This is a genomic window from Sphingobacterium gobiense (genome assembly GCF_002980575.1).
Taxonomy (GTDB): domain Bacteria; phylum Bacteroidota; class Bacteroidia; order Sphingobacteriales; family Sphingobacteriaceae; genus Sphingobacterium; species Sphingobacterium gobiense.
Window position 1 is genome coordinate 75,137 of record NZ_PVBS01000001.1, and the last position, 19,533, is coordinate 94,669.

Genomic DNA, 19,533 nt, shown 5'->3' on the forward strand with positions numbered 1-19,533 from the left:
TCTTAAATAAGGGTTGTTATCCAAACAAGCGTTCTAGCATCGGCACACCGCCCAAGCTTAGATACATCGCGATTGTCCATCCTGCCGAAGTCAATTCAATTGCTTTTGCACGCTTACTTGACCTGTTGTTCATAAACAGAACAGCCGGAATACAACTCCATATAAATATAGCGGTTAAAATGATATAAGCAAGTATACCGTATCCGGCATAATACGATGCAGCTATACTTAACAGCCACGTAACTAACAAAATAAATATCCATAATCCTGTCGCTTTTTTAGCACCAAGCATATACGAATAGGTTTCTACGCCAACTTTTTCATCAGATGGATTTCTTATTTTCCGACCAATTTCGAGCACGATGCCGTTCATAAAAGAAACCGCAAAAAAGAACAGCAGTCCTTTTGGTGCATCAACACCTGCCAACAACCAATCCAGCCCGCTGGCGTAGATATCAATCAGTGGAATAATCAGCATGTGCGACGTCACGTACCAAAAGGGACGCTTCTTCAGCCAATCTGCTACAAAAAACTCTTTGCCCATCAAACAGAGGTAAAAAATTACAATTCCATAAATAATTAGCATTTTGGGAAAGAAAATAAGATTGATGGCGATTTGCGCTAAGAACAGTACGATACCCACTGATCGCAATTCTTGAAGAGAAATTAACCCACGTGGAACAGGTAATTCCTTACGGTACATCGCATCTTCTTTGGCGTCCTTGAACTCGTCGAATATCCTAACGAGTAGAAAGAGTGTGACTGTTGTAAATACGCCTACAAAAAAATGCTGCCAGGAGATGAACCCAACCGCATCTCTTGAAATCCTGGAATAGGCTATTGCGGAAAAACTAAAGGCACTGATCATCATCCCGTGCGCCAACAGGGGGAAACGCTCGCGTTGATATATCCACAAACGCTTTAGGAAAGAAGCGTTGTTTTCTTCTGGATTGCTGTATCCATTTTGTTGTGTTTTCATCCTAAAATTTTACAAATAAACCAACCAAAAAACTGCTCCGGCAAAAATGAAACTGTCAAATCTATCCAATACACCACCATGTCCGGGGATAAGGTTACTATAATCTTTTAAATTACACCGACGTTTGTACCAAGAAGCAAGGGCATCACCTACGAACGCCGCTGTACAGACGATTAATGGTGAAAATCCTATCGCATATCCAGGCATATTCAGCCACTGTATCACGAACCATCCCGTCGCGATTCCCATGGCATACCCACCAACAACACCTGCTATAGTTTTGTCCGGACTGATTTTGGGCAGCACTTTTTTCTTTCCAAAAAGCTGTCCTGTAATTTGGGCAAATCCATCAAATGTAAAGACGATAGTATAAACGTATAATATCCGTTCTAACGCGACTTGACTAGAAAATTGATAAAAGCTAAAAGCTAAGGCCATATAAGACAGGATGGATAGTCCTAAAAACAATATTCCCCGGTTCGACGAACGCCAGCCCGTAATGATTTCGTATGTCCCAATGATGAGTAATACAATCGCCAGATAATGCATGATTCCATATTGGATACAACAAACGGTTATGCTGACAGCGAGGAGGTAGAAGATATACTTAACCCAACGTGCTTTCCGTTGCTCAGCATTACTCTTCCTGTTGAGTATGAATATCGCTATCCCACCGATAGTGAAAAATATGACGATTATATAGAATAATGTCCAAAACATAATCTATTATATTTTTTGTCGAAAGACGAAGAATACACTCTTTAGATTGGAACGTAGCTTGGGTAGTGATACAACCAAGAGCAATTCCTCCAGATAAGATAAGCAGCTGACGACCAACATGAAATAAAAATAGGGCTTCCAAAATCCGAAAAGGAAAAAGGTAAATATAAATATGCCTTGGACATAGCCAATGGCTTTGCTCGACCACAGGTGAAAGCTAGGGAAACGTCCAAACCGGAATAAAGCTAACAACTGTGGAAACAACCATAAACCTATCAATAACATAAATTCCAATTTATATTCTTTTACAAAATCCTGTTCCAGTACAATCATGCCTGCAAAAGCCATGATATAAGTTCCGATATCTGCTAAAGAATCTAGTCTTGCGCCCAGTTCGGTCTGCAGCTTGAAAGTGCGGGCAATCAGACCATCCAAAATATCCGTAATCAGATTAAGGGATAGGAGGGCGATGAACAAATTTTTATCTCCGCTAACAATAGCGTATATAATAAATGGTAACGCCAAGATGCGGTAAGCAGACAGTGCATTAGGCACATTCCAGATATTTTCCTTTTTGGTTGCCATGGCTTCTATTTTTTTCGTCCAAACTTCTTGTGTGCCTGGGTGAAATGTCCAGCAGACAAAGCCGCTGCAATCGAAAGTTCGCCTGCAAGAACAAGTGCTCCACATATTTCGGCAAATTTCCGGGCTTTACCTGCGCCATAACAATCCATCATCTCTAAGCATTCCCGTTGTGTAGGCAGATGGGTTCCACCCCCGACAGTACCTACCACCAAATTAGGTAACGTCACACTTGCATACAGTGACCCGTCTTTATTCAACTCCATTCTCGTAATTCCCGTAGCGGCTTCTGCCACGCAAGCAACATCTTGGCCAGTAGCCAAAAACAAGGCTGCTAATCCATTGGCGTAATGCCCTTGTGCGCCAATCGCACCACTCTGTATAATACCAATGGTAGATGAACGCCAATATTCGGCCATCAGCTCTGGCGTGGTTTTGAGAACCTTATTTACAATTTCTTCCGGTAATACGATCTCTGCCGTCACTTTTTTTCCTCTCACGTTGGTAAATGATAGAGCCGTTGCTTTCTTGTCGCCCGAATAGTTACCTTCAATAAACCACAACGTGGGTTTGGTTGGACATTGTTCTACGATATATTGACAAATGGCATCCGTACAGATCGTCACCATATTCTGACCAGCGGCATCGCCGGTATGATATTCCAGGGTTATTATGAGGTGATTCCCTTCGATTTGGATTTTGATATCCGTCAATTTAGCAAATCGGCTGGTTTGTCCAACTATTTCTTTCAGCTTATCGACTTGTGGAAGGAGCCATGCAACAAAAAGCCCCAGATCAGCAATATTCTCAAATTTGAATACCGGGCTACGTTGTACGCCCTCTAACAGACAGATAGAGGTGATACCGCCTGTTATGGAGCAAGCCTTCGCGCCTCGATGGTACGATGCGACTAACGCACCTTCACTGGTAGCTAGAGGGATATAAAAATCACCTTGGGCAGATGAACCGATGATATGCAACGGCCCGATAACGCCTGTTGGGACGCGAGTCATGCCGATATAATTTTCGATGTTGCCGTTCAAAACAGCGAAGTCATCAAAAATTTTGTTTTCGATGAGGTAAGGAGCGTGCGTAGCCGTTTTATTTTTTAAAAAAGTTTTTCGTTGCCGAATGCCATCCGCACTTACTTCCGGTTCGAATGGTAATGTGTTCTCTTCGCTGGGCATGGAAGCCTGACGGTTCCTAATTTTTCCGATAATATGTTCCATGTTCTGCACAGTATTAATAATGTGCAGCGCAGTACTTGCTTTTTCTACTGATGATGCCATGATCTTTTCGTTTATAATTATATCGGGTCTTGTTAAACAAATATCTATATTGTATGTTGAGAATTGTATCCTTAGAATCAACTATTTTTTTATTTATCTATAGTACAAATGTATTGTGATTTTCACACAAAAATTTGCGTTAAAAAATATTTTTTTGTTTTATATTTGTGATTATCGCAAAAATATGTATCAAGAAATTCTAATCGATACCATCAGAAAGAAAATAGGCCAAGATAAGTCTCTCATAGAGGAGGTGGCAGGAGCATTGGATATTAGCTATGATGCGGCTCATCGGCGTATTTCGGTGAAAAGCAAGTTTTCGATGGAAGAAGGGGTTCGGATAGCTAATCATTATGGTATTTCAATGGATAAGCTTTTCCAGGGGAGCGACAGTGTATTGGTAAAGAAAACCAAAGATGTGCAAAGTTTTGAAGGACTAAGTCAATATCTCGAAAGTTCGTTTAAATATCTAAATGTACATGCTGCAGGTAGAGAAACCTCGTTGTACTATTCGGCAAAGGACATCCCGCTGTTTTACACTGTAAATACAGATTTACTGTCGAGATTCAAACTATACGTGTGGCTTTATTTACTAAATCTCGAAGATATGAACATAGCTTTTGATGTGTTTTGTACCAAAGCACCTATCATAGACCACAGTCAAAAACTAACGTCGTTCTACGCTTCGGTACAAACAAATGAAATATGGAACGATACGACGATCAATAGTACATTACAGCAGATCATCTATTTCTTTCATTCTGGCTTGCTGTCGACTGAGCATGGTAGAACACTTTGTGACGGCCTGAAAGAGTTGGTGTTTGGGCTAGAGCAGAAATGTACGGACAAAAATGATCAATATCGTTTATACTATCACGATTTGCTCATCCTGAATAACAATGTGCTCATTTCGGATCAACAAAAAAAGTCGCTTTTCGTACCTTACACCATGTTGGGGTATTATATTACGCATGACGAAAATACCTGTAAAACCGTGTATGATTTCTTTCAATATCAACTGAAAAACTCTAAATTGCTTAATACCGCAGGGATCAAAGACAAAAAAATATTTTTCAATCGGGTATATCAGAAAATCGATTTCTATAAAAACCAAATGATAGTCTTTCCGGATGTATTGTAGTTTCTTTGTCGGTTTTTGTTATTATTAGTACATTCTTATACCTTTGTGTCGCTCTTTTCAGGGTAAATAATAAAAAATTGAATATGAGTTTAGTAATCGTGGGTACAGTGGCTTTTGATGCCATTGAAACACCTTTCGGAAAAACCGATAAAATTGTAGGAGGTGCGGCGACATTTGCGGGTCTGGCGGCATCCTACTTATACAATAAAGTGAAATTAGTTTCCGTCATTGGAGAAGACTTTGGCGACGAGAATCTAGGCATTCTTAAATCAAAAGGGATTGACGTAGAAGGTGTGGAGATAGTGAAAGAAGGTAAATCCTTTTTTTGGTCCGGGAAATATCACAATGATATGAATAGTCGGGATACGTTGGCGACGGAGTTGAATGTTTTGGCGGATTTCGATCCCAAACTCCCGGATTCTTATCAAGATTGTAATTACTTGTTGTTGGGTAATTTAACTCCCAAAGTACAGATGACCGTTTTAAACCGGTTGCAAAAAAAACCGAAATTGGTCGTGTTGGATACGATGAACTTTTGGATGGACGTAGCGTTGGAAGATCTGAAAGCAGTGTTGAAAAAAATTGATGTCTTAACTATCAACGACGCGGAAGCGCGCCAACTTTCTGGCGAATACTCGTTAGTAAAAGGGGCTCAGGTTATACTGGAAATGGGACCCAAATACCTTATTATTAAAAAAGGAGAACACGGAGCTTTACTGTTTGGTGAAGGACAAATATTTTCTGCTCCTGCATTGCCGCTGTCCGACGTTTTTGACCCGACGGGGGCAGGTGATGCATTTGCAGGTGGCTTCATCGGGTATCTGGCAAAAGTGAAATCGATTAATTTCACCAATATGAAAAATGCGGTTATTTACGGTTCGGCGCTGGCTTCTTTCTGCGTAGAAAAGTTTGGTACTGAACAACTACAACAATTGTCTGCAAATGATATTCGTCAGCGAATCCAGGGGTTTATTACCTTGTCGAGATTTGAATTGATTGATTGAAGATAGTATCTATGAAAATGCCCGTTTGGACATTTTCATAGATATCAATAACTGAATTTATAGGTATTCAATGTTTTTTTCATAACCTTACGTGCCACATGAATACGTGTTTTTACCGTTCCTATCGGTATGTTCAGATGATCTGATATTTCGTGATACTTATAGCCTTCAAAATACATAGTGAAAGGAACGTAGTAATCTTCTGACAAGCTAGACAGCGCATGATTGATGTCTTCCATAACGAATTTATTTTCACCTCTATTCTTTGTTGCGGAAACAACTAGGTTTGCGCTAGTAATCTCCTCCTCTTTCGTAATGAAAGAGTTTGTTTTCACAACGCGTCTGTAGTTATTAATAAATGTGTTTTTCATAATGGTGTACAACCAGCCCTTTAGATTGGTGCCCTCTTTGAAATTCTTAAAATAAGTAACGGCCTTCAAAAGAGTATCTTGCACTAAATCGTTGGCATCATCCTGGTCTCTAGTGAAATTTCTTGCGTACGCTTTTAGTGATTCTGATTGTCGAATGACCAAAGTGTTGAATTCTATTCTGTTCATATTAGACTGGATTAAAAAGTTTACACTACACTAAATGAACATACTTTCGTTCAATTAGCAATTTAAGGTGTATTTCATTTGCATGAACTACGGTTGCATTCCAAATTATGCAAAGGGCGTGCTAAACTTTTTGCTTGTCGTTAAGTCTAAATGAATGCTGTGTTAAATTTATTCGCAAAAAAATAATTTTTTTAAAAATAACTCTTTAAGAGCCAATTGGATAAGGTGGTGTGTTTGTTTTTCACAATCTGAATCCACAATTGTTGAAAACTATCACAGGATATTTACTTCTCGTTCTAGTGTAAGTCCAAATTTTTTATACACATCGTTCATTATTTTAGACGATATCGTGTAGATTTCTGAACCAGTTGCATTGCCTAAATTGGTGATTACCAAGGCCTGATTTTTCCAAACAGCCACATTTCCGTCTATTTTCCCTTTCCATCCACAGGCTTCTATCAACCAGCCTGCGGCGAGTTTGACGTGATCTTCGTCAACAGTATAAAAAATAATACCTGGATATTTCTTCTGCAGCTCCTTAAATGTTATAGTGGGAATAATGGGGTTTTTAAAAAAACTGCCGGCATTACCAATAGTAGAAGGATCAGGGAGTTTTTCCACACGAATACGCGACACGACTTCGGCGATATCTTTTATAGTGGGATAAGATATACCGTTTTTCTGTAGTTCCATGGCGATGGCGCCATAGGAGCTGTTGATTTTATGCTGCAAATGTAGTTTGTAGGTGACCGAGGTGATGATGAAGCGTCCTTTGTGTGTTGATTTAAATATACTATCACGGTACGTGAATTGACAATCTTCGTTATGAAAAGTGGTAAATGCCCCGGTAGTGGTGTCGAAAGCTTGACAGGAATAGAATACATCCATAAGTTCTGTTCCGTACGCGCCAATATTTTGAATAGGAGAAGCTCCTACAGTGCCCGGTATGAGTGCCATGTTTTCCACGCCTCCGAAATTATGTTTGACGCAGTATTGAACGAAATCGTTCCAGACTTCACCACCTTTAGCGGTTATATATACAAAGTTGTCCTTAATAAAATGCGTAATTCCTTTATTTCCAATGTGTAGGATCAGACCGTTATAGTTTCTGGTGAATAACACATTGCTGCCACCACCCAATACAAAGAATTCGCTAGAAAAGACGTCTTCTTTAAATAATATAGGTAATTGATTCTCATGATCTATTATTAAAAAATCTTTACAGAAAACTTCTACGCCAAATGTATTATATGTTTTTAGTGAAATATGATGTTGGATGGAGTTTGTCATTTTATCGTAGATGTCTTAACTTGACTAATTCTTTTAAAAAATCAAAAAAAGAATTAACTTTATAATGTTGCTGTAAAGATAACATAGTATTTAAATAATAAAAAATGGTATGTCCAAGAATGTTGATGTAAAAAGAGCGAAAATACTTGATGTTGCAAAGCGACGTTTTGCACACTTCGGAATGGCAAAGACCACCATGGCCGAAATAGCTAAAGATCTTTCCTTTTCTAAAGCGCTGCTTTATTATTATTTTCCGGATAAGCATAGTCTTTATACCGCGGTTTTAGAACACGTAGTCAATGAGATGCTTAGTAGGGTAGAGGTTTATATGAAAAAGGCAATGGGCGTAGAGGGCATTCTATTATATGCTGTTGAGAGTCGAATGACGATTATGCGTGAAAATTATAATTTATTTGAATATTCTTCCTCTCAATTTATTCAAAACCCGGGGGAAATGGGGAAAAATATTGGTCCTTTTTTCGAACGTATCCGCGATCAATATAGTCGGATTTTGAAAAAAGGCGTCGAAAATGAAGAGATAGAGGTAGACGATTTTAATGAAACCGCTGAACTTTTGCTCTTTTCTTTGATGGGTATGCGCGTTGGGATTTTAAGCAAAGACTTAAATGATTGTTTATTTCCCACACCTGATGAATTCGATCTTATTTTAACCAAACAACAGAAAATGGTTAAGATTTTTCTTCGAGGTTTGCGTAGCAACTAGACATCCGTGTTAAAATATGTTGGATAATAATGTCAGCATGGACTCTAGAGTTTTCTATAAACCAAAGGTGTGTGTTAAGCCCGCCGCACACGACACCGGCCAAGTAAATCCCCGTTACGTTTGTTTCCATTGTTTGGGGATTATGGGTTGGAATCATAGGAGGGGTATGAGGTACATCGATTCCAATTTTTCGTAAGAAATCGAAATTTGGGCGGTAACCTGTAAGAGCTAGTACAAAATTGTTTTCGAGTTCAATAGTTCCGTTGGGTGTTGATATGATGACGGATTTCTCTTTTATTTCGGTAATCTGGCTTCGGTAATGTATGTCAATTTCGCCAAGCGAAATTCTGTTTTCTATATCCGGCCGCACCCAATATTTTACGCGTGGGCCTATCTCAGTCCCTCGGACAACCATGGTTACTTTTGCACCTTTTCTGTAAGTTTCTAATGCAGCGTCCACGGAAGAGTTGCTTGCACCCACAACAACAACGTGCTGATTAGCAAAGAAATGAGGGTCCCTATAATAGTGAGAAACTTTTGGGAGATCTTCTCCAGGAACATTCAACAACATAGGTATATCATAGAAACCTGTGGCAACCACGACAAATTGAGCTGTATACTGCCTTTTAGTCGTGGTGACAATAGACAGCTCACCATCTTTTTGTATCTCCAATACTTCTTCGAAGAGGTGCGTATTTAAATCGAATTTTCCATTGATACGTCGGTAATACTCCAATGCCTCCGCTCTCTTGGGCTTAGGTAATGTCGTGACGAAAGGTGTATCTCCTATTTCTAGTCGCTCCGAGGATGAAAAAAAGGTCATATTCAGCGGATAGTTATATAGCGAGTTTACCAGGCAACCCTTTTCTAGGACGATATATGATAAACCTGCTTTCTTAGCGGCGATACCGCAAGCCAACCCAATAGGGCCAGCACCTATAACTAATACGTCAAAATGATTATCCATTTGCTAAATCTACTCTTTTTTGTCAGGCTCGAGTTCTGCTACGCGATTAACAAGCTCCTGTGTGATTTTTTGTAAATCTCCTGAAATTTTGCTTAAAAACTGTAACTGCTCCGTAATTAATTTACTTTCCTCACTTTCCTGCGTCACGCTGTTGAGATTCGGGAATTCTTCTTTCGGCTCAAATGTTTCTTCGTCATCATTGGCAGGGATGAGTGTAATAGCTTTATTGAGTTCTGACAATGCCTTCTTTAGCAATTTAATATGTTCTGCATGGTAAGAGCTTATATCTGCCTGGTTAACTTGCGTCAGCAGGTTGGCTGAATGTGACGAAAGAACGTGATCGAGGATCACAAACCTATTGACCTCTTTTGTGTATTTTTGCCGCCATTTGGGTTCTGTTAGCATGCGCTGGAAAGTGGAACCCATATTGGCAGACGCGATGTATACTTCCTTTCGAGCAAGCTTATAATCCGTTACCCTAAGCTCGTTTCCTGATAAGATCTGAACCGCTTGCGAGAGGTATTTATAATTCGCAATCAGTAAACTGCGTACATTGTCGCGGAATTGCGTGTTTTCCCAATTGGGAAAGATAACATAACTTGACAAAAATGCTATTGCTCCTCCTAAAAAGGTGTCAATGACACGTTCCGCTACCATCTCTAACGAGTTCGTACCATGAAAACTTAGCATAATCAGCACGTAAGGTGTGATGAACATCACAGCGACAATGTAGTTAATACGGAACAAGCTATATCCCGCAAGGAAAAAGCATATTAATAATATAAAACGGGTGTTTATATCTGCAATGAAAAAAATGACCGCAGCTCCGATAATCCCACCAACCAATGTTCCAATAAGACGTTGCAAGTTTCTTTCTTGCGTAAGTCCAAAGCCGGGTTTCAGAATCACCATAATTGTCAGCAGGGTCCAATAGATACCATTAGTGCTGAAATCGACTAAATTTAACACAAGATAGGTTCCCGAAAGCACAATAGCCAAGCGTAATGCATGGCGAAACATAGATGATGCTAAACTAAGGTTGCTTCTGAACTTCTTCCAGTCGATTTGATCCCGTGTTACGAATTGCGACGCAGAATCAATTTCTTCTTTCGGAATACCTGATCCAAAATTGGAGGAACTATAACTATATATATTTTCTAAGTAGGTGATGATACTGCGGATATTAATAACCACTTTCTTAAGTGGGATTGTATTGACGCCTTTTTTATCGAGTTCCTCTATAGCATCCCGTAAACGATTAATATCGCTTTCAAATGTATAGGTGGGTCTGGGCATCTTGTTGGCGTTGATAGCGTAAGCTATATTGTCCAACTCACTAGTCACTTTCAATATTACATGTTTGAAATGTATAAGTATCCCATACTGACCATAAGTCGATTTAATGATGTTGTAGTCGTACTGTGTTGTCATGCTCTGCTCGAAAAGATCGACAATATCCGAAAAGACAAGTGTGAGATAACGACCGATCTTGGTCGTATCCTTAATAGAACGTTTGCTTTGGAAAAGAATATCCCGCACAGATTCCTGATGATTGTTTACTTCAACTTGTTTATCAATCAATTTGAGGTAGTTGCTGTCTATATTAACATTCGGATCATAAAAATTTGCTTTCAGCCGGATATAATCTGCTACATAACGTATGGACTCAGAAAGTTCTTGTTGCGCGATGCGATACGGGCGTATCTGTACAAGTGACATACTAATGAACATATACCATAACCCACCAATAACGATCAGAAATAAATGAAGCCAATTATTTTCTGTCGTTAGCTCATGCTGTACATTAAAAAGCATCAGGAGTGTACACATAGCACCCACAGTTGCAGCACGAGCATTGAAAACAGCAAACATAGCGAAAAAGAAGCTCAACACTGCGATTATGATAGTAGTCAAGGCTACCGAAAAATTGACATGGACGATAATCAGATAAGTCAACATGCCTATACCCACTGTAGATAGCATGCCCAAACGACGATGAGAGGGGGCTCCTGGTGTGTCGGAAAGTCCAATCAATAACGCACCGAATGAGATTAATGTACCTTCATGCAGATACCCCAAGTAAATACATATTAATAACGGAATGATACATCCGAGTGTGAATTTCAGTCCTTCAGCGAAATACTGGCTGTAGAAGAAATGACTAATTTCCTTCGTCCTTTCCATAAAAAAAATGTGTAAACAAAGATAGCAAAACCTTCAAGAATCCTCGAATCCAACGGTGTTTATGAAAAGAACTTATCAAGATCGTCGACACAAAAGGCCGTTTGCAATTGGCTTACTTAGTTTCTTCTAAAGAAAGATAAATAAAACAAACACATTCGAGAAAAATAAAAGACGAAAATTTATATTTTTTGTAATGAAAATGTAGTTTTGGTGTTTTAATCACATCTATAAGTTGGTTTTGTTGTTAAAAAATTATATTTTAGTCCAATTCGAATTTATTGTTTTCGAAATCTATGTTATTCCTTAATTTTAAGCATGAAGATAAGTCAAAAAAAATCTGTCTTTCACAATGAAGTTTTAACACGCTTTGATTTGTATAAAAGCTTGTTTTTAACATTACCTTTTCAAAGTGTTAAGCACACGGGTACCATCCTACCTTTTTTTTCTACGCATTGTGAAAAAGGTGTAAATGAGCGATTAGCGCCGGAAGAAATTATAGATAGTTTCTTTGGTCAAGATGAACAATATGTGCAAGAGGAGGACAGGATCGATTTTCTCTTTAGGATCGTACAGTATATTGAACGGCAGGTAGTTCTTTTCGATGCCGTGGAGGATTCGGCTTTCCACGCAGTGGGTAAAACAGACGAACTGGGAATCTTGCAATCGTTGTTCCGGCGTGCGCAAGAAAATCCTGAACTAAAAAAGAAGATAGTTGATAAACTGAATAATTTCTCAGTAAGGCTTGTGTTAACGGCACATCCTACACAGTTCTATCCTGGACCAGTTTTGGCGATTATCACCGATCTAATAGACGCGCTGAGAGGAAATGATGTTCATAATATTCAGCTTTTACTACAGCAGTTGGGTAAAACACCGTTTATAAATAAAGAAAAACCGACACCGGTGGACGAAGCGGCTAGTTTAGCTTGGTTCTTGGAAAATGTTTTCTATAAAGTAGCGTCTGAAATACATTCAAATATCGACAGTGAACTGGAGTTGCCTATCGATGATGTAAAGCAACTTATCGAACTCGGGTTTTGGCCAGGGGGAGATAGAGACGGCAATCCCAATGTGACAGCGGAGAGTACAAAAAAGGTGGCAAATATGTTACGTACTATTCTGTTTCGCTGCTACTATCGGGATTTTCGTTTGTTAAGGCGGCGGATCACTTTCCGCGGAACACAAAAATACCTAGACCTGCTACAGGACCTGTTCTATGAAAATAGTTTCCATCCGGCGGAAAAACCGACAGATGACACACGCAAAATATTGGAAAACTTAGAAGGGGTAAAAGAGGTGCTGAATACCATGCATGATGGCCTTTTTGTCGAGCTGGTAGAAGATTTGATTCGTAAGGTTAATACTTTCGGATGTTATTTTACGACATTGGACGTTCGTCAGGACAGCAGCATCCTGCGGAACACGTTTAATTATTTAGTTGAACGTCATCCTGAGACAGCGTTAGACCTCAAAACGGTAACATCTTCGGAAGCCGATAAAGAAAAGCATATTCCGTTTTCGGAACTGAGACTTGGGTTTGACAAAGATGCAGATAAACTTGTTATCGATACACTGGAAGTTATCGAATTATTGAAAGATATTCAGAAATCTGGAAGTGAGCGAGCCGCACAGCGTTTTATTATAAGTAATTGCCAGCAGGCGTCGGATATTTTGGGCTTAATGCAGCTATTTCTTTGGTCTGGATGGGAAAAAGAAAGTTTAACTATTGATTTTGTGCCATTATTTGAAACGGTAGATGACCTTTCTCGAGCGGCTGATGTGATGCGGAGCTTATACACAAATGTGGAATATTCGAAACATATTAGACGTCGTGGTAATAAACAAACTATCATGCTCGGATTTTCTGACAGTACAAAAGATGGTGGATACCTGATGGCCAACTGGTCTATCTATAAAGCAAAAATAGAGTTAACGGCCATTGCTCGGGAATATGACGTTGACTTAGTTTTTTTTGACGGCCGGGGAGGCCCTCCGGCTCGCGGAGGCGGAAAAACACAGCGTTTTTATGCTTCGATGGGTAAAGAGATTGCTAATGAACATATCCAGTTGACGATTCAAGGACAAACTATCAGCAGCCAATATGGCTCTTTGGAAACTGCGAAGTACAATATTGAGCAGTTGTTGCAAGCGGGAATTATATCAGAACTCCAACAAAAAGACGGTGATACACTGACAAAAAAACAGAAAGAGGTAATAGACCAGATGGCGCATGAGAGCCATGATAAATTTATGTCACTCCGAAAACACCCGTTGTTTTTAAAGTATCTGGAGACGCTAAGTCCATTAAAGCAATTGTCGGAAGTGAACATCAGTAGCCGTCCAGTAAAGCGAAATTCAGGTAAAGAGTTGCGCTTGGAGGACTTGCGGGCGATAAGTTTTGTAACTTCCTGGAGCCAGTTAAAGCAGAATATCCCTGGGTTTTATGGTGTTGGTACGGCATTGCAGTGGGCAGAAGAAAACAATCTATGGTCTTATGTTAAAAACTTATATGAAAGTTCGGGTATGTTCAAGACCATTATCGACAACTGTATGATGTCTATGACCAAATCAAACTTTGATATTACTGCTTATATGCAGTACGATGAAACATTTGGTGACTTCTGGAAAATGCTTCGGGATGAATTTGAACTAACAAAAAAATATGTGCTTAAATTGAGTAACTCGTCTGTATTGATGGAAGATTACCCGATTGAGCGAGCATCTGTCTTAGCGCGCGAGAAAATTGTGCTGCCATTGCTGACGATACAACATTATGCGATCTGCTCTTTGCGGAATAAGAAAATGTCGCCAGAACAGGAGGCTATTTACAGAAAACTTATTGCGCGAACCATCTACGGTGTCGTAAATGCCGGTCGAAATGTTGCGTAGTATGTCGGACTTTTTATTTTACACAGGAAGTAGATTATTTTTTTATTTTTGTAGGATAAAATAGAAAAGGGATAAACAAAAAATAGAAAATACAGATGAAATTAAGTACTTTATTCGTTGCTGGTGTGTGTGCAGGCACCCTGTTTGCATCTTGTGATCCTCACGTTGCGAAGGAAAGACAGTTAAGCTTAACGCATACGACATTGGTTGACAACGATGCTTATCAGTTCTTTCAACTTGTAGGTTCAAAGGTGGTATACGAAAATGATTACGCTGCTTACGCAGGGGGTGTAGCACGTTCTTCGCAAGCAAAACAACTGGCTGCCAAAGCGCAGGAAGTGTATGGCTTTTTAGTTCCTCAATTGGACAGCTTAGCTAGATTAAAGCAGGTAGATTTTCCAATTAAGGGAGCCGCAAGATATGCGGTAGCGGTTGAAGCACAAACTGCGGTAGAGCGAGAAAAAGTTGCGGGAAACCGTGTCGATTCGGACGAGTTGGATGAGGATGAGTTGACGACCGAGCACGTGGCTTCTGTATCGTATTCGGATGATGCATATATTCATCATGTGCAACATGAGACAGCTATCATGAAAGACCAGCTTCAACGGATGACCCGTAATACAGACAAAGAGGTGCGAGCATTTGCAGAGGAGAACCAGGGAAAAGTAGCGGAATTATTTGCTCTTGCTGGTGGCAAGGAGGATGCTAATGCTCATCATTAAAAGGTGTATTTAGCTTAGCTATATACTAAATAATGAAAAGGAATGTAGAAAACTGCATTCCTTTTTTTATGAGGAAAATACTGTTTATTGCAAAAGTCTGTCGATTTAAGTATATTCGCTATACTAAAATCTAAGTATAAATTAAGTTAATCATTTTTGAAGCCAGTATTTTTAAGACCGTTTTTTGCAGTTTCGTCACATTGGTGGCCTTTGTTAAAGATCAATTTTTACGTTTTTTATTTTTTCTTTATCCAGATAAGTAATAATACGGAATCATTTGAACATTCCGTCGCAATCGCATCGGTTTATATCGTTGCTGTAGTTATAATAGAGATAGGTCAAAATTGTCTTCATTTGTGTTTTCGCACAGGACACTATGTGAAAGCGGGTTTGATGGTGGCGGCAAGTTATAGCTTGCTAGCTATGATTGCGTTTTACGTTTTGCATAGAAGCGATAACTTTGTGGCTAAAGAAATATGGAACAGCCAGATAGATGCTTCGTGGAGTGTTTTTCTACCAAACTTTAACAAGTTTTACTGGACATTTTTTAAATATGCTGTGATCTTATTTTTAATAAAGCAAATATTGCTCATGTTAAGATTGCTTTCATTTCGTAAACGAACTAAACTAACGACCGTTCTGAAAACTGAAACCACACTATCCGCCCCGTCATGTAAAAAACTAGCTACCTGGCGTGATCAGGAAGGAGAAAATGATTTACCGTCGTCGGAGAAAAAAATGGACACCTCCCCCATAGAATTGCCTGAAAGTTTCGATTTAATGACCATAAAGGTGGGAGCGGTAACCTATGCGCTGGATGTTTTTAGCATTGTATATCTAGAAGTATATGACGATACTACGACTGTATATCTTAATGATGACTCTCATGTGGAAGTTAAAATTCCTCTATCAAGACTTCTTGATCGTTTGCCCAAGAGTAGGTTCGTTAAAGTACATGATAGTAGAGCCATTGCTGTACCATATTTCTTACGCGAGACGGGAGGTCATGTTTATATGCGTTGTTATGAAGATAAGGGCTTGAAACTCGGGAGGGCGGATCGATTTCCGGAATATAAAGAGTGGAAAGAACGCAATAGACTCAAATAGGACAGTACGTTGGCTATACTATAAAAAAAGGTTTTCAAACGGGGAGAATGAAAACCTTTAGCTAACCAATTATAAACCTAAATTATGATGATGCAAATATAGTGTATTTTTAACACTAAGCAAATTTTTTTTAAAAAATTAGAAGGCTTATGGCGTTTTGTACATTGATACGTTTATAGACGATGTCACCCTCTTTAGTTTTGAATAGAAAGTTGCTCATATTGCTTGCAGGTATCAAGAACAAGTATCAAGAAATTAAAAGATAGGTTAATGGATGCAAAAAATATCGTTTTCGTGAAAAGCGTATCGAATCGCATCAACAAGGGTTGATTTTGTGTCGAAACCGGTAAATAGACTAAAAGCGGGTAAAATAATTTGTTGTGTCGAGACGACAAAGCATGGAAAGGTAATTGTTCTTTTCGTGGGCATTCGCAGACGGATGCCGGGATGTACATGTCCGCTGATGGTATGAGCGTTGGGAAGGGGAGAAGCTTGGTGTGTAAAATAAATGTTGTCCAAATGCCAATCTTGATAGGTTTCGTGAATACCCATTTTGTTCCACTTCTCGTCTGCAAAACGATCATGGTTTCCTTTAATTAAAACAAATTTGATATGAGGAAACTTAACAATAGATTGCTGCAACAAACTAACCTCCGCGTTAGTACCGGCATGAATTAAATCACCTACGATAATGACCTGTTTAACGGGGAAATATTGTATCAATTGTTCTAGACGTTGCAAATCCTGCAGTGATACCTGCATTGGGAGGGCAATACCATTTTTCCGAAAATGTGCCGCTTTACCTAAATGTAAATCAGAAAGGATGAGTGCGTGATGCTTTTCCCAGAACAGTACACGTTGATTCGTCAATGTCAATGATGTGTTGGAAAAGGATATGTTTTGTGTTATAATATTCATCGTTTTCTTTTGGGAGATTTCCAATTGCTCTGCTGTAGCCTCTTGATACGATTCGTCAAATCTTCGCTTGATAGGGATTGCCGCAAACTGTCTACTTTGATAGGAAAGCTCAACGGCGTAAACCCAGTTGCAAATTTATAAATGATTTTGCTATGATGTATCCGTTCAAATGCAGCTACTAATCGTGGTTCTTCCAATTGTTGATTGAATACTTCCGTATACGCTTGACGCAACAGTAGGTTTTGTGGATCATGTTCTTCCAAAACTTGAAAAATAATGCCCGAAGAAGCTTGTAAAGACTTGTTGTTTTGTTGCTTTCCATATAGGTTTTGAACCACCATACCCGAGATGACGGCAATATCCCGAAACTTCCGCTTCGCCATTTCTGTAGCGTTAATGCTGCTGATTACATCTTCCATCAAATTTTCCCGACGGAGGATTTTTTTTAATTGAGATTCATCTAATGCGATTTCTGAATCAGAAAATAATTCGAATCCGTAATCGTTCATTGCCATAGAAAAACTTATTGGAATCAACAAACTAATGCGGTAAGCGACTAAGCTCGCCATGACTTCATGTACCAACCTCCCTTCAAATGGATACATAAAAAGATGGTACCCTTCTTTGGTATGGATAGACTCCACCAAAAATTCGTCTTCTGCGGGAATATGCGAATGTTCATTTTGTCGTACCACCAAAGGATGTAAGAATTGCAGTTCTTTTTCACGGCTATCGGGATGTCTGGCGCGTGCCAGTTTTTGACGAAGGAATTGACTTAAATTGGAACTTAATGGTAAACGACCACCTAGCCAGCTTGGCGTAAAGGCTTTGCCGGAAGAGCTTCGGACATAAGCAGTCATCTCCTTGACACGAATCAGTTCGAGCACGCGACCAGCCAAAACAAATTTATCACCACTATGCAATCTGGAAATAAAATATTCCTCCACCATGCCAATATAGCCTCCGGAAAGAAACTTAACCCGCATCATCGCATCACTTACAATAACGCCCATATTCATCCGATGTAGCATAGCAGTACGCCTTTTCTCAACAACTAGCAGTCCATCTTTTTTTTTCACAACTTTATGAAACTCTTCATAATTCTTGCCGATAGCGCCTCCCTGCGTGATGAAAAAGATACACCAGCCCCATTCCTCCTCGGTTATCTCTTGAAATGCGAACGTGTTTTTGATAACCGGGTAGAGCTCATTGGCTTTAAAGCCGCCCCCTAATGCTATGGTAACCAGAAACTGAACCAATACGTCAAACGTGAGTACCATGGGATCCCTGTTTTCTATGGTTTGCGTTTTGACTGCCTCCTTTAAGGCGGCAACTTCAATCAGTTCCAGCGAATGTGTGGGAACAAAGTAAATTTTTGAAAGTTCGTACGGTGAATGTCCACTGCGCCCTGCCCGTTGCATAAAACGCGCTACCCCCTTGCTTGATCCGACTTGAACAACCGTGTCGACAGGTTTAAAATCTACACCCAAGTCGAGAGAAGAAGTGGCAACAACAGCTTTTAACTTTCCCTCACTCAATGCTTCCTCTATCCATTGCCGGATATGGCTGTCAATAGAACTGTGATGTAGTGCAATCTGACCCGCAAAGTCAGGGTACGCTTCCAATAGCAATTGATACCACATTTCACTTTGGCTTCTGGTATTGGTGAAAACTAATGTTGATTTACTTTCTAAAATGATCGGTACGACTTCTTCCGCTAACTTGCCACCCAAATGTCCGGCCCAGGGCAATACCTCCACTTCCGTCGGAAATACAGGAATAATGGCAATCTTCTTTTTCTCACGAGCAACAATTTTTACTCTTTTTTCCACCGTAGGTATGAGCACCTCCATAGCTTCGTCGAGATTGCCAATGGTGGCAGTAATACCCCATATGCGGAAATTTGGGTGTTGATGTTTTAAAAAGCCTAACGCTAACTCTACCATCACACCTCGCTTTGTTCCGAGCAGTTCGTGCCATTCATCTACTGCAATACATTGCAAGGCATGGAAGAAATGTTGACGGCCTTTTTGTGCGAGCAATAGGTGTAGACTTTCGGGTGTTACCAATAGTACATCCGGCATTTGTCTGCTTTGCCGTTGCTTTATTTTAATATCCGTATCACCATTCCGTACCTCCACTTCCCAGTCTAGGCCAATCTCATCAATGACTTCCTGCATCGCCCGGGCCAAATCTTTTGCCAACGAACGTAGCGGGGTAATCCATAATAGCTTTAGCCCTTTTTGATAACGGGAAGGATTATTCATGAAATCAATCAATACCGCGAGAAAAATGGAGAAGGTTTTTCCGAATCCAGTGGGAGCTACTACCATGCCACTATAACCGTTGCCATATTTTTTCCAAGCTTTTTTCTGGAAGCTAAAAGGTGTATTGCCTTTTTGCTGCATCCAGTTGGTGATAATGGTATAGCCCTCCGTATGTTGCTTGTTGTTTTTCAAA

The 19,533-nt window shown here is 39.7% G+C and carries 16 protein-coding genes; 6 read left to right on the top strand and 10 right to left on the bottom strand.

Going from position 1 to position 19,533, the window contains the following annotated elements; translation table 11 throughout:
* Positions 1-16: 16 nt before the first annotated feature.
* From C5749_RS00310 to C5749_RS00325, 4 genes are read right to left on the bottom strand one after another with little or no spacing between them, the layout of a single operon-like run.
* Entirely contained in the window at positions 17-979 is a 963-nt protein-coding gene (locus tag C5749_RS00310) for a UbiA family prenyltransferase (protein ID WP_105721964.1), read from the bottom strand.
* A gap of 9 nt (positions 980-988) precedes the next feature.
* Positions 989-1,699: a phosphatidate cytidylyltransferase gene (locus tag C5749_RS00315; RefSeq protein WP_245893568.1), complete on the bottom strand. Its 711-nt coding sequence runs from the start codon at positions 1,697-1,699 to the stop codon at positions 989-991.
* Between the two features lie 6 nt (positions 1,700-1,705).
* Positions 1,706-2,284: a CDP-alcohol phosphatidyltransferase family protein gene (locus C5749_RS00320; RefSeq protein ID WP_105721968.1), complete on the bottom strand. Its 579-nt coding sequence runs from the start codon at positions 2,282-2,284 to the stop codon at positions 1,706-1,708.
* Between the two features lie 5 nt (positions 2,285-2,289).
* A complete protein-coding gene (locus tag C5749_RS00325; protein ID WP_146113635.1) occupies positions 2,290-3,570 on the bottom strand; it encodes a hydroxymethylglutaryl-CoA reductase in 1,281 nt (426 codons plus the stop codon).
* Between the two features lie 184 nt (positions 3,571-3,754).
* Here C5749_RS00325 and C5749_RS00330 point away from each other — a divergent pair, with 184 nt between their 5' ends.
* Together C5749_RS00330 and C5749_RS00335 are read left to right on the top strand one after the other, a co-directional pair.
* Positions 3,755-4,711, top strand: a complete 957-nt coding sequence (locus C5749_RS00330; RefSeq protein ID WP_105725052.1) for a hypothetical protein — start codon at positions 3,755-3,757, stop codon at positions 4,709-4,711.
* A gap of 83 nt (positions 4,712-4,794) precedes the next feature.
* A complete protein-coding gene (locus C5749_RS00335; protein WP_105721970.1) occupies positions 4,795-5,715 on the top strand; it encodes a PfkB family carbohydrate kinase in 921 nt (306 codons plus the stop codon).
* Between the two features lie 44 nt (positions 5,716-5,759).
* Here C5749_RS00335 and C5749_RS00340 read toward each other — a convergent pair whose 3' ends face one another.
* Together C5749_RS00340 and murB are read right to left on the bottom strand one after the other, a co-directional pair.
* A complete protein-coding gene (locus tag C5749_RS00340) occupies positions 5,760-6,272 on the bottom strand; it encodes an RNA polymerase sigma factor (RefSeq protein WP_105721972.1) in 513 nt (170 codons plus the stop codon).
* Positions 6,273-6,545: 273 nt separating this feature from the next.
* The gene (gene murB / locus C5749_RS00345; protein ID WP_105721973.1) at positions 6,546-7,562 is read right to left on the bottom strand and encodes a UDP-N-acetylmuramate dehydrogenase; all 1,017 of its coding nucleotides are present in this window, start codon (positions 7,560-7,562) and stop codon (positions 6,546-6,548) included.
* 109 nt (positions 7,563-7,671) lie between these two features.
* Here murB and C5749_RS00350 point away from each other — a divergent pair, with 109 nt between their 5' ends.
* Positions 7,672-8,286: a TetR/AcrR family transcriptional regulator gene (locus C5749_RS00350; protein WP_105721975.1), complete on the top strand. Its 615-nt coding sequence runs from the start codon at positions 7,672-7,674 to the stop codon at positions 8,284-8,286.
* Here the strand turns inward: C5749_RS00350 and C5749_RS00355 are convergent.
* Positions 8,252-9,253, bottom strand: coding sequence for a YpdA family putative bacillithiol disulfide reductase (locus C5749_RS00355; protein ID WP_105721977.1), 1,002 nt, complete (start codon positions 9,251-9,253; stop codon positions 8,252-8,254). The genes C5749_RS00350 and C5749_RS00355 overlap by 35 nt on opposite strands.
* Before the next feature lie 9 nt (positions 9,254-9,262).
* Positions 9,263-11,437 carry an FUSC family protein gene (locus tag C5749_RS00360; RefSeq protein WP_105721979.1) on the bottom strand — a complete coding sequence of 725 codons (2,175 nt, stop codon included), beginning with the start codon at positions 11,435-11,437 and terminating at the stop codon, positions 9,263-9,265.
* A 315-nt stretch (positions 11,438-11,752) separates the two neighbouring features.
* On the opposite strand from C5749_RS00360, the gene C5749_RS00365 reads away from it, so the two are divergent.
* The 3 genes from C5749_RS00365 to C5749_RS00375 all read left to right on the top strand — a co-directional run bounded on the left by C5749_RS00365 (position 11,753) and on the right by C5749_RS00375 (position 16,155).
* Positions 11,753-14,326, top strand: coding sequence for a phosphoenolpyruvate carboxylase (locus C5749_RS00365; RefSeq protein ID WP_105721981.1), 2,574 nt, complete (start codon positions 11,753-11,755; stop codon positions 14,324-14,326).
* Between the two features lie 95 nt (positions 14,327-14,421).
* Entirely contained in the window at positions 14,422-15,048 is a 627-nt protein-coding gene (locus C5749_RS00370; RefSeq protein ID WP_146113636.1) for a hypothetical protein, read from the top strand.
* 591 nt (positions 15,049-15,639) lie between these two features.
* Complete coding sequence (locus C5749_RS00375; protein ID WP_181151228.1) at positions 15,640-16,155, top strand: LytTR family DNA-binding domain-containing protein; 516 nt, start codon at positions 15,640-15,642, stop codon at positions 16,153-16,155.
* Positions 16,156-16,422: 267 nt separating this feature from the next.
* Here C5749_RS00375 and pdeM read toward each other — a convergent pair whose 3' ends face one another.
* Together pdeM and C5749_RS00385 are read right to left on the bottom strand one after the other, a co-directional pair.
* On the bottom strand, positions 16,423-17,073 hold the full coding sequence (pdeM, locus tag C5749_RS00380) for a ligase-associated DNA damage response endonuclease PdeM (RefSeq protein ID WP_105721987.1): 651 nt from the start codon (positions 17,071-17,073) through the stop codon (positions 16,423-16,425).
* A complete protein-coding gene (locus C5749_RS00385; RefSeq protein ID WP_281258025.1) occupies positions 17,070-19,532 on the bottom strand; it encodes a ligase-associated DNA damage response DEXH box helicase in 2,463 nt (820 codons plus the stop codon). Before C5749_RS00385 ends, pdeM begins: the two co-directional genes overlap by 4 nt.
* Between the last annotated feature and the right edge of the window lies 1 nt (position 19,533).

Coding starts and splice junctions, on each gene's coding strand:
- C5749_RS00370 (WP_146113636.1), top strand. CDS start 14,422: ATGAAATTAAGTACTTTATTCGTTGCTGGTGTGTGTGCAGGCACCCTG.
- C5749_RS00340 (WP_105721972.1), bottom strand. CDS start 6,272: ATGAACAGAATAGAATTCAACACTTTGGTCATTCGACAATCAGAATCA.
- C5749_RS00325 (WP_146113635.1), bottom strand. CDS start 3,570: ATGGCATCATCAGTAGAAAAAGCAAGTACTGCGCTGCACATTATTAAT.
- C5749_RS00350 (WP_105721975.1), top strand. CDS start 7,672: ATGTCCAAGAATGTTGATGTAAAAAGAGCGAAAATACTTGATGTTGCA.
- C5749_RS00310 (WP_105721964.1), bottom strand. CDS start 979: ATGAAAACACAACAAAATGGATACAGCAATCCAGAAGAAAACAACGCT.
- C5749_RS00375 (WP_181151228.1), top strand. CDS start 15,640: ATGTTAAGATTGCTTTCATTTCGTAAACGAACTAAACTAACGACCGTT.
- C5749_RS00335 (WP_105721970.1), top strand. CDS start 4,795: ATGAGTTTAGTAATCGTGGGTACAGTGGCTTTTGATGCCATTGAAACA.
- C5749_RS00355 (WP_105721977.1), bottom strand. CDS start 9,253: ATGGATAATCATTTTGACGTATTAGTTATAGGTGCTGGCCCTATTGGG.
- pdeM (WP_105721987.1), bottom strand. CDS start 17,073: ATGAATATTATAACACAAAACATATCCTTTTCCAACACATCATTGACA.
- C5749_RS00365 (WP_105721981.1), top strand. CDS start 11,753: ATGAAGATAAGTCAAAAAAAATCTGTCTTTCACAATGAAGTTTTAACA.
- C5749_RS00360 (WP_105721979.1), bottom strand. CDS start 11,437: ATGGAAAGGACGAAGGAAATTAGTCATTTCTTCTACAGCCAGTATTTC.
- C5749_RS00315 (WP_245893568.1), bottom strand. CDS start 1,699: ATGTTTTGGACATTATTCTATATAATCGTCATATTTTTCACTATCGGT.
- C5749_RS00330 (WP_105725052.1), top strand. CDS start 3,755: ATGTATCAAGAAATTCTAATCGATACCATCAGAAAGAAAATAGGCCAA.
- murB (WP_105721973.1), bottom strand. CDS start 7,562: ATGACAAACTCCATCCAACATCATATTTCACTAAAAACATATAATACA.
- C5749_RS00320 (WP_105721968.1), bottom strand. CDS start 2,284: ATGGCAACCAAAAAGGAAAATATCTGGAATGTGCCTAATGCACTGTCT.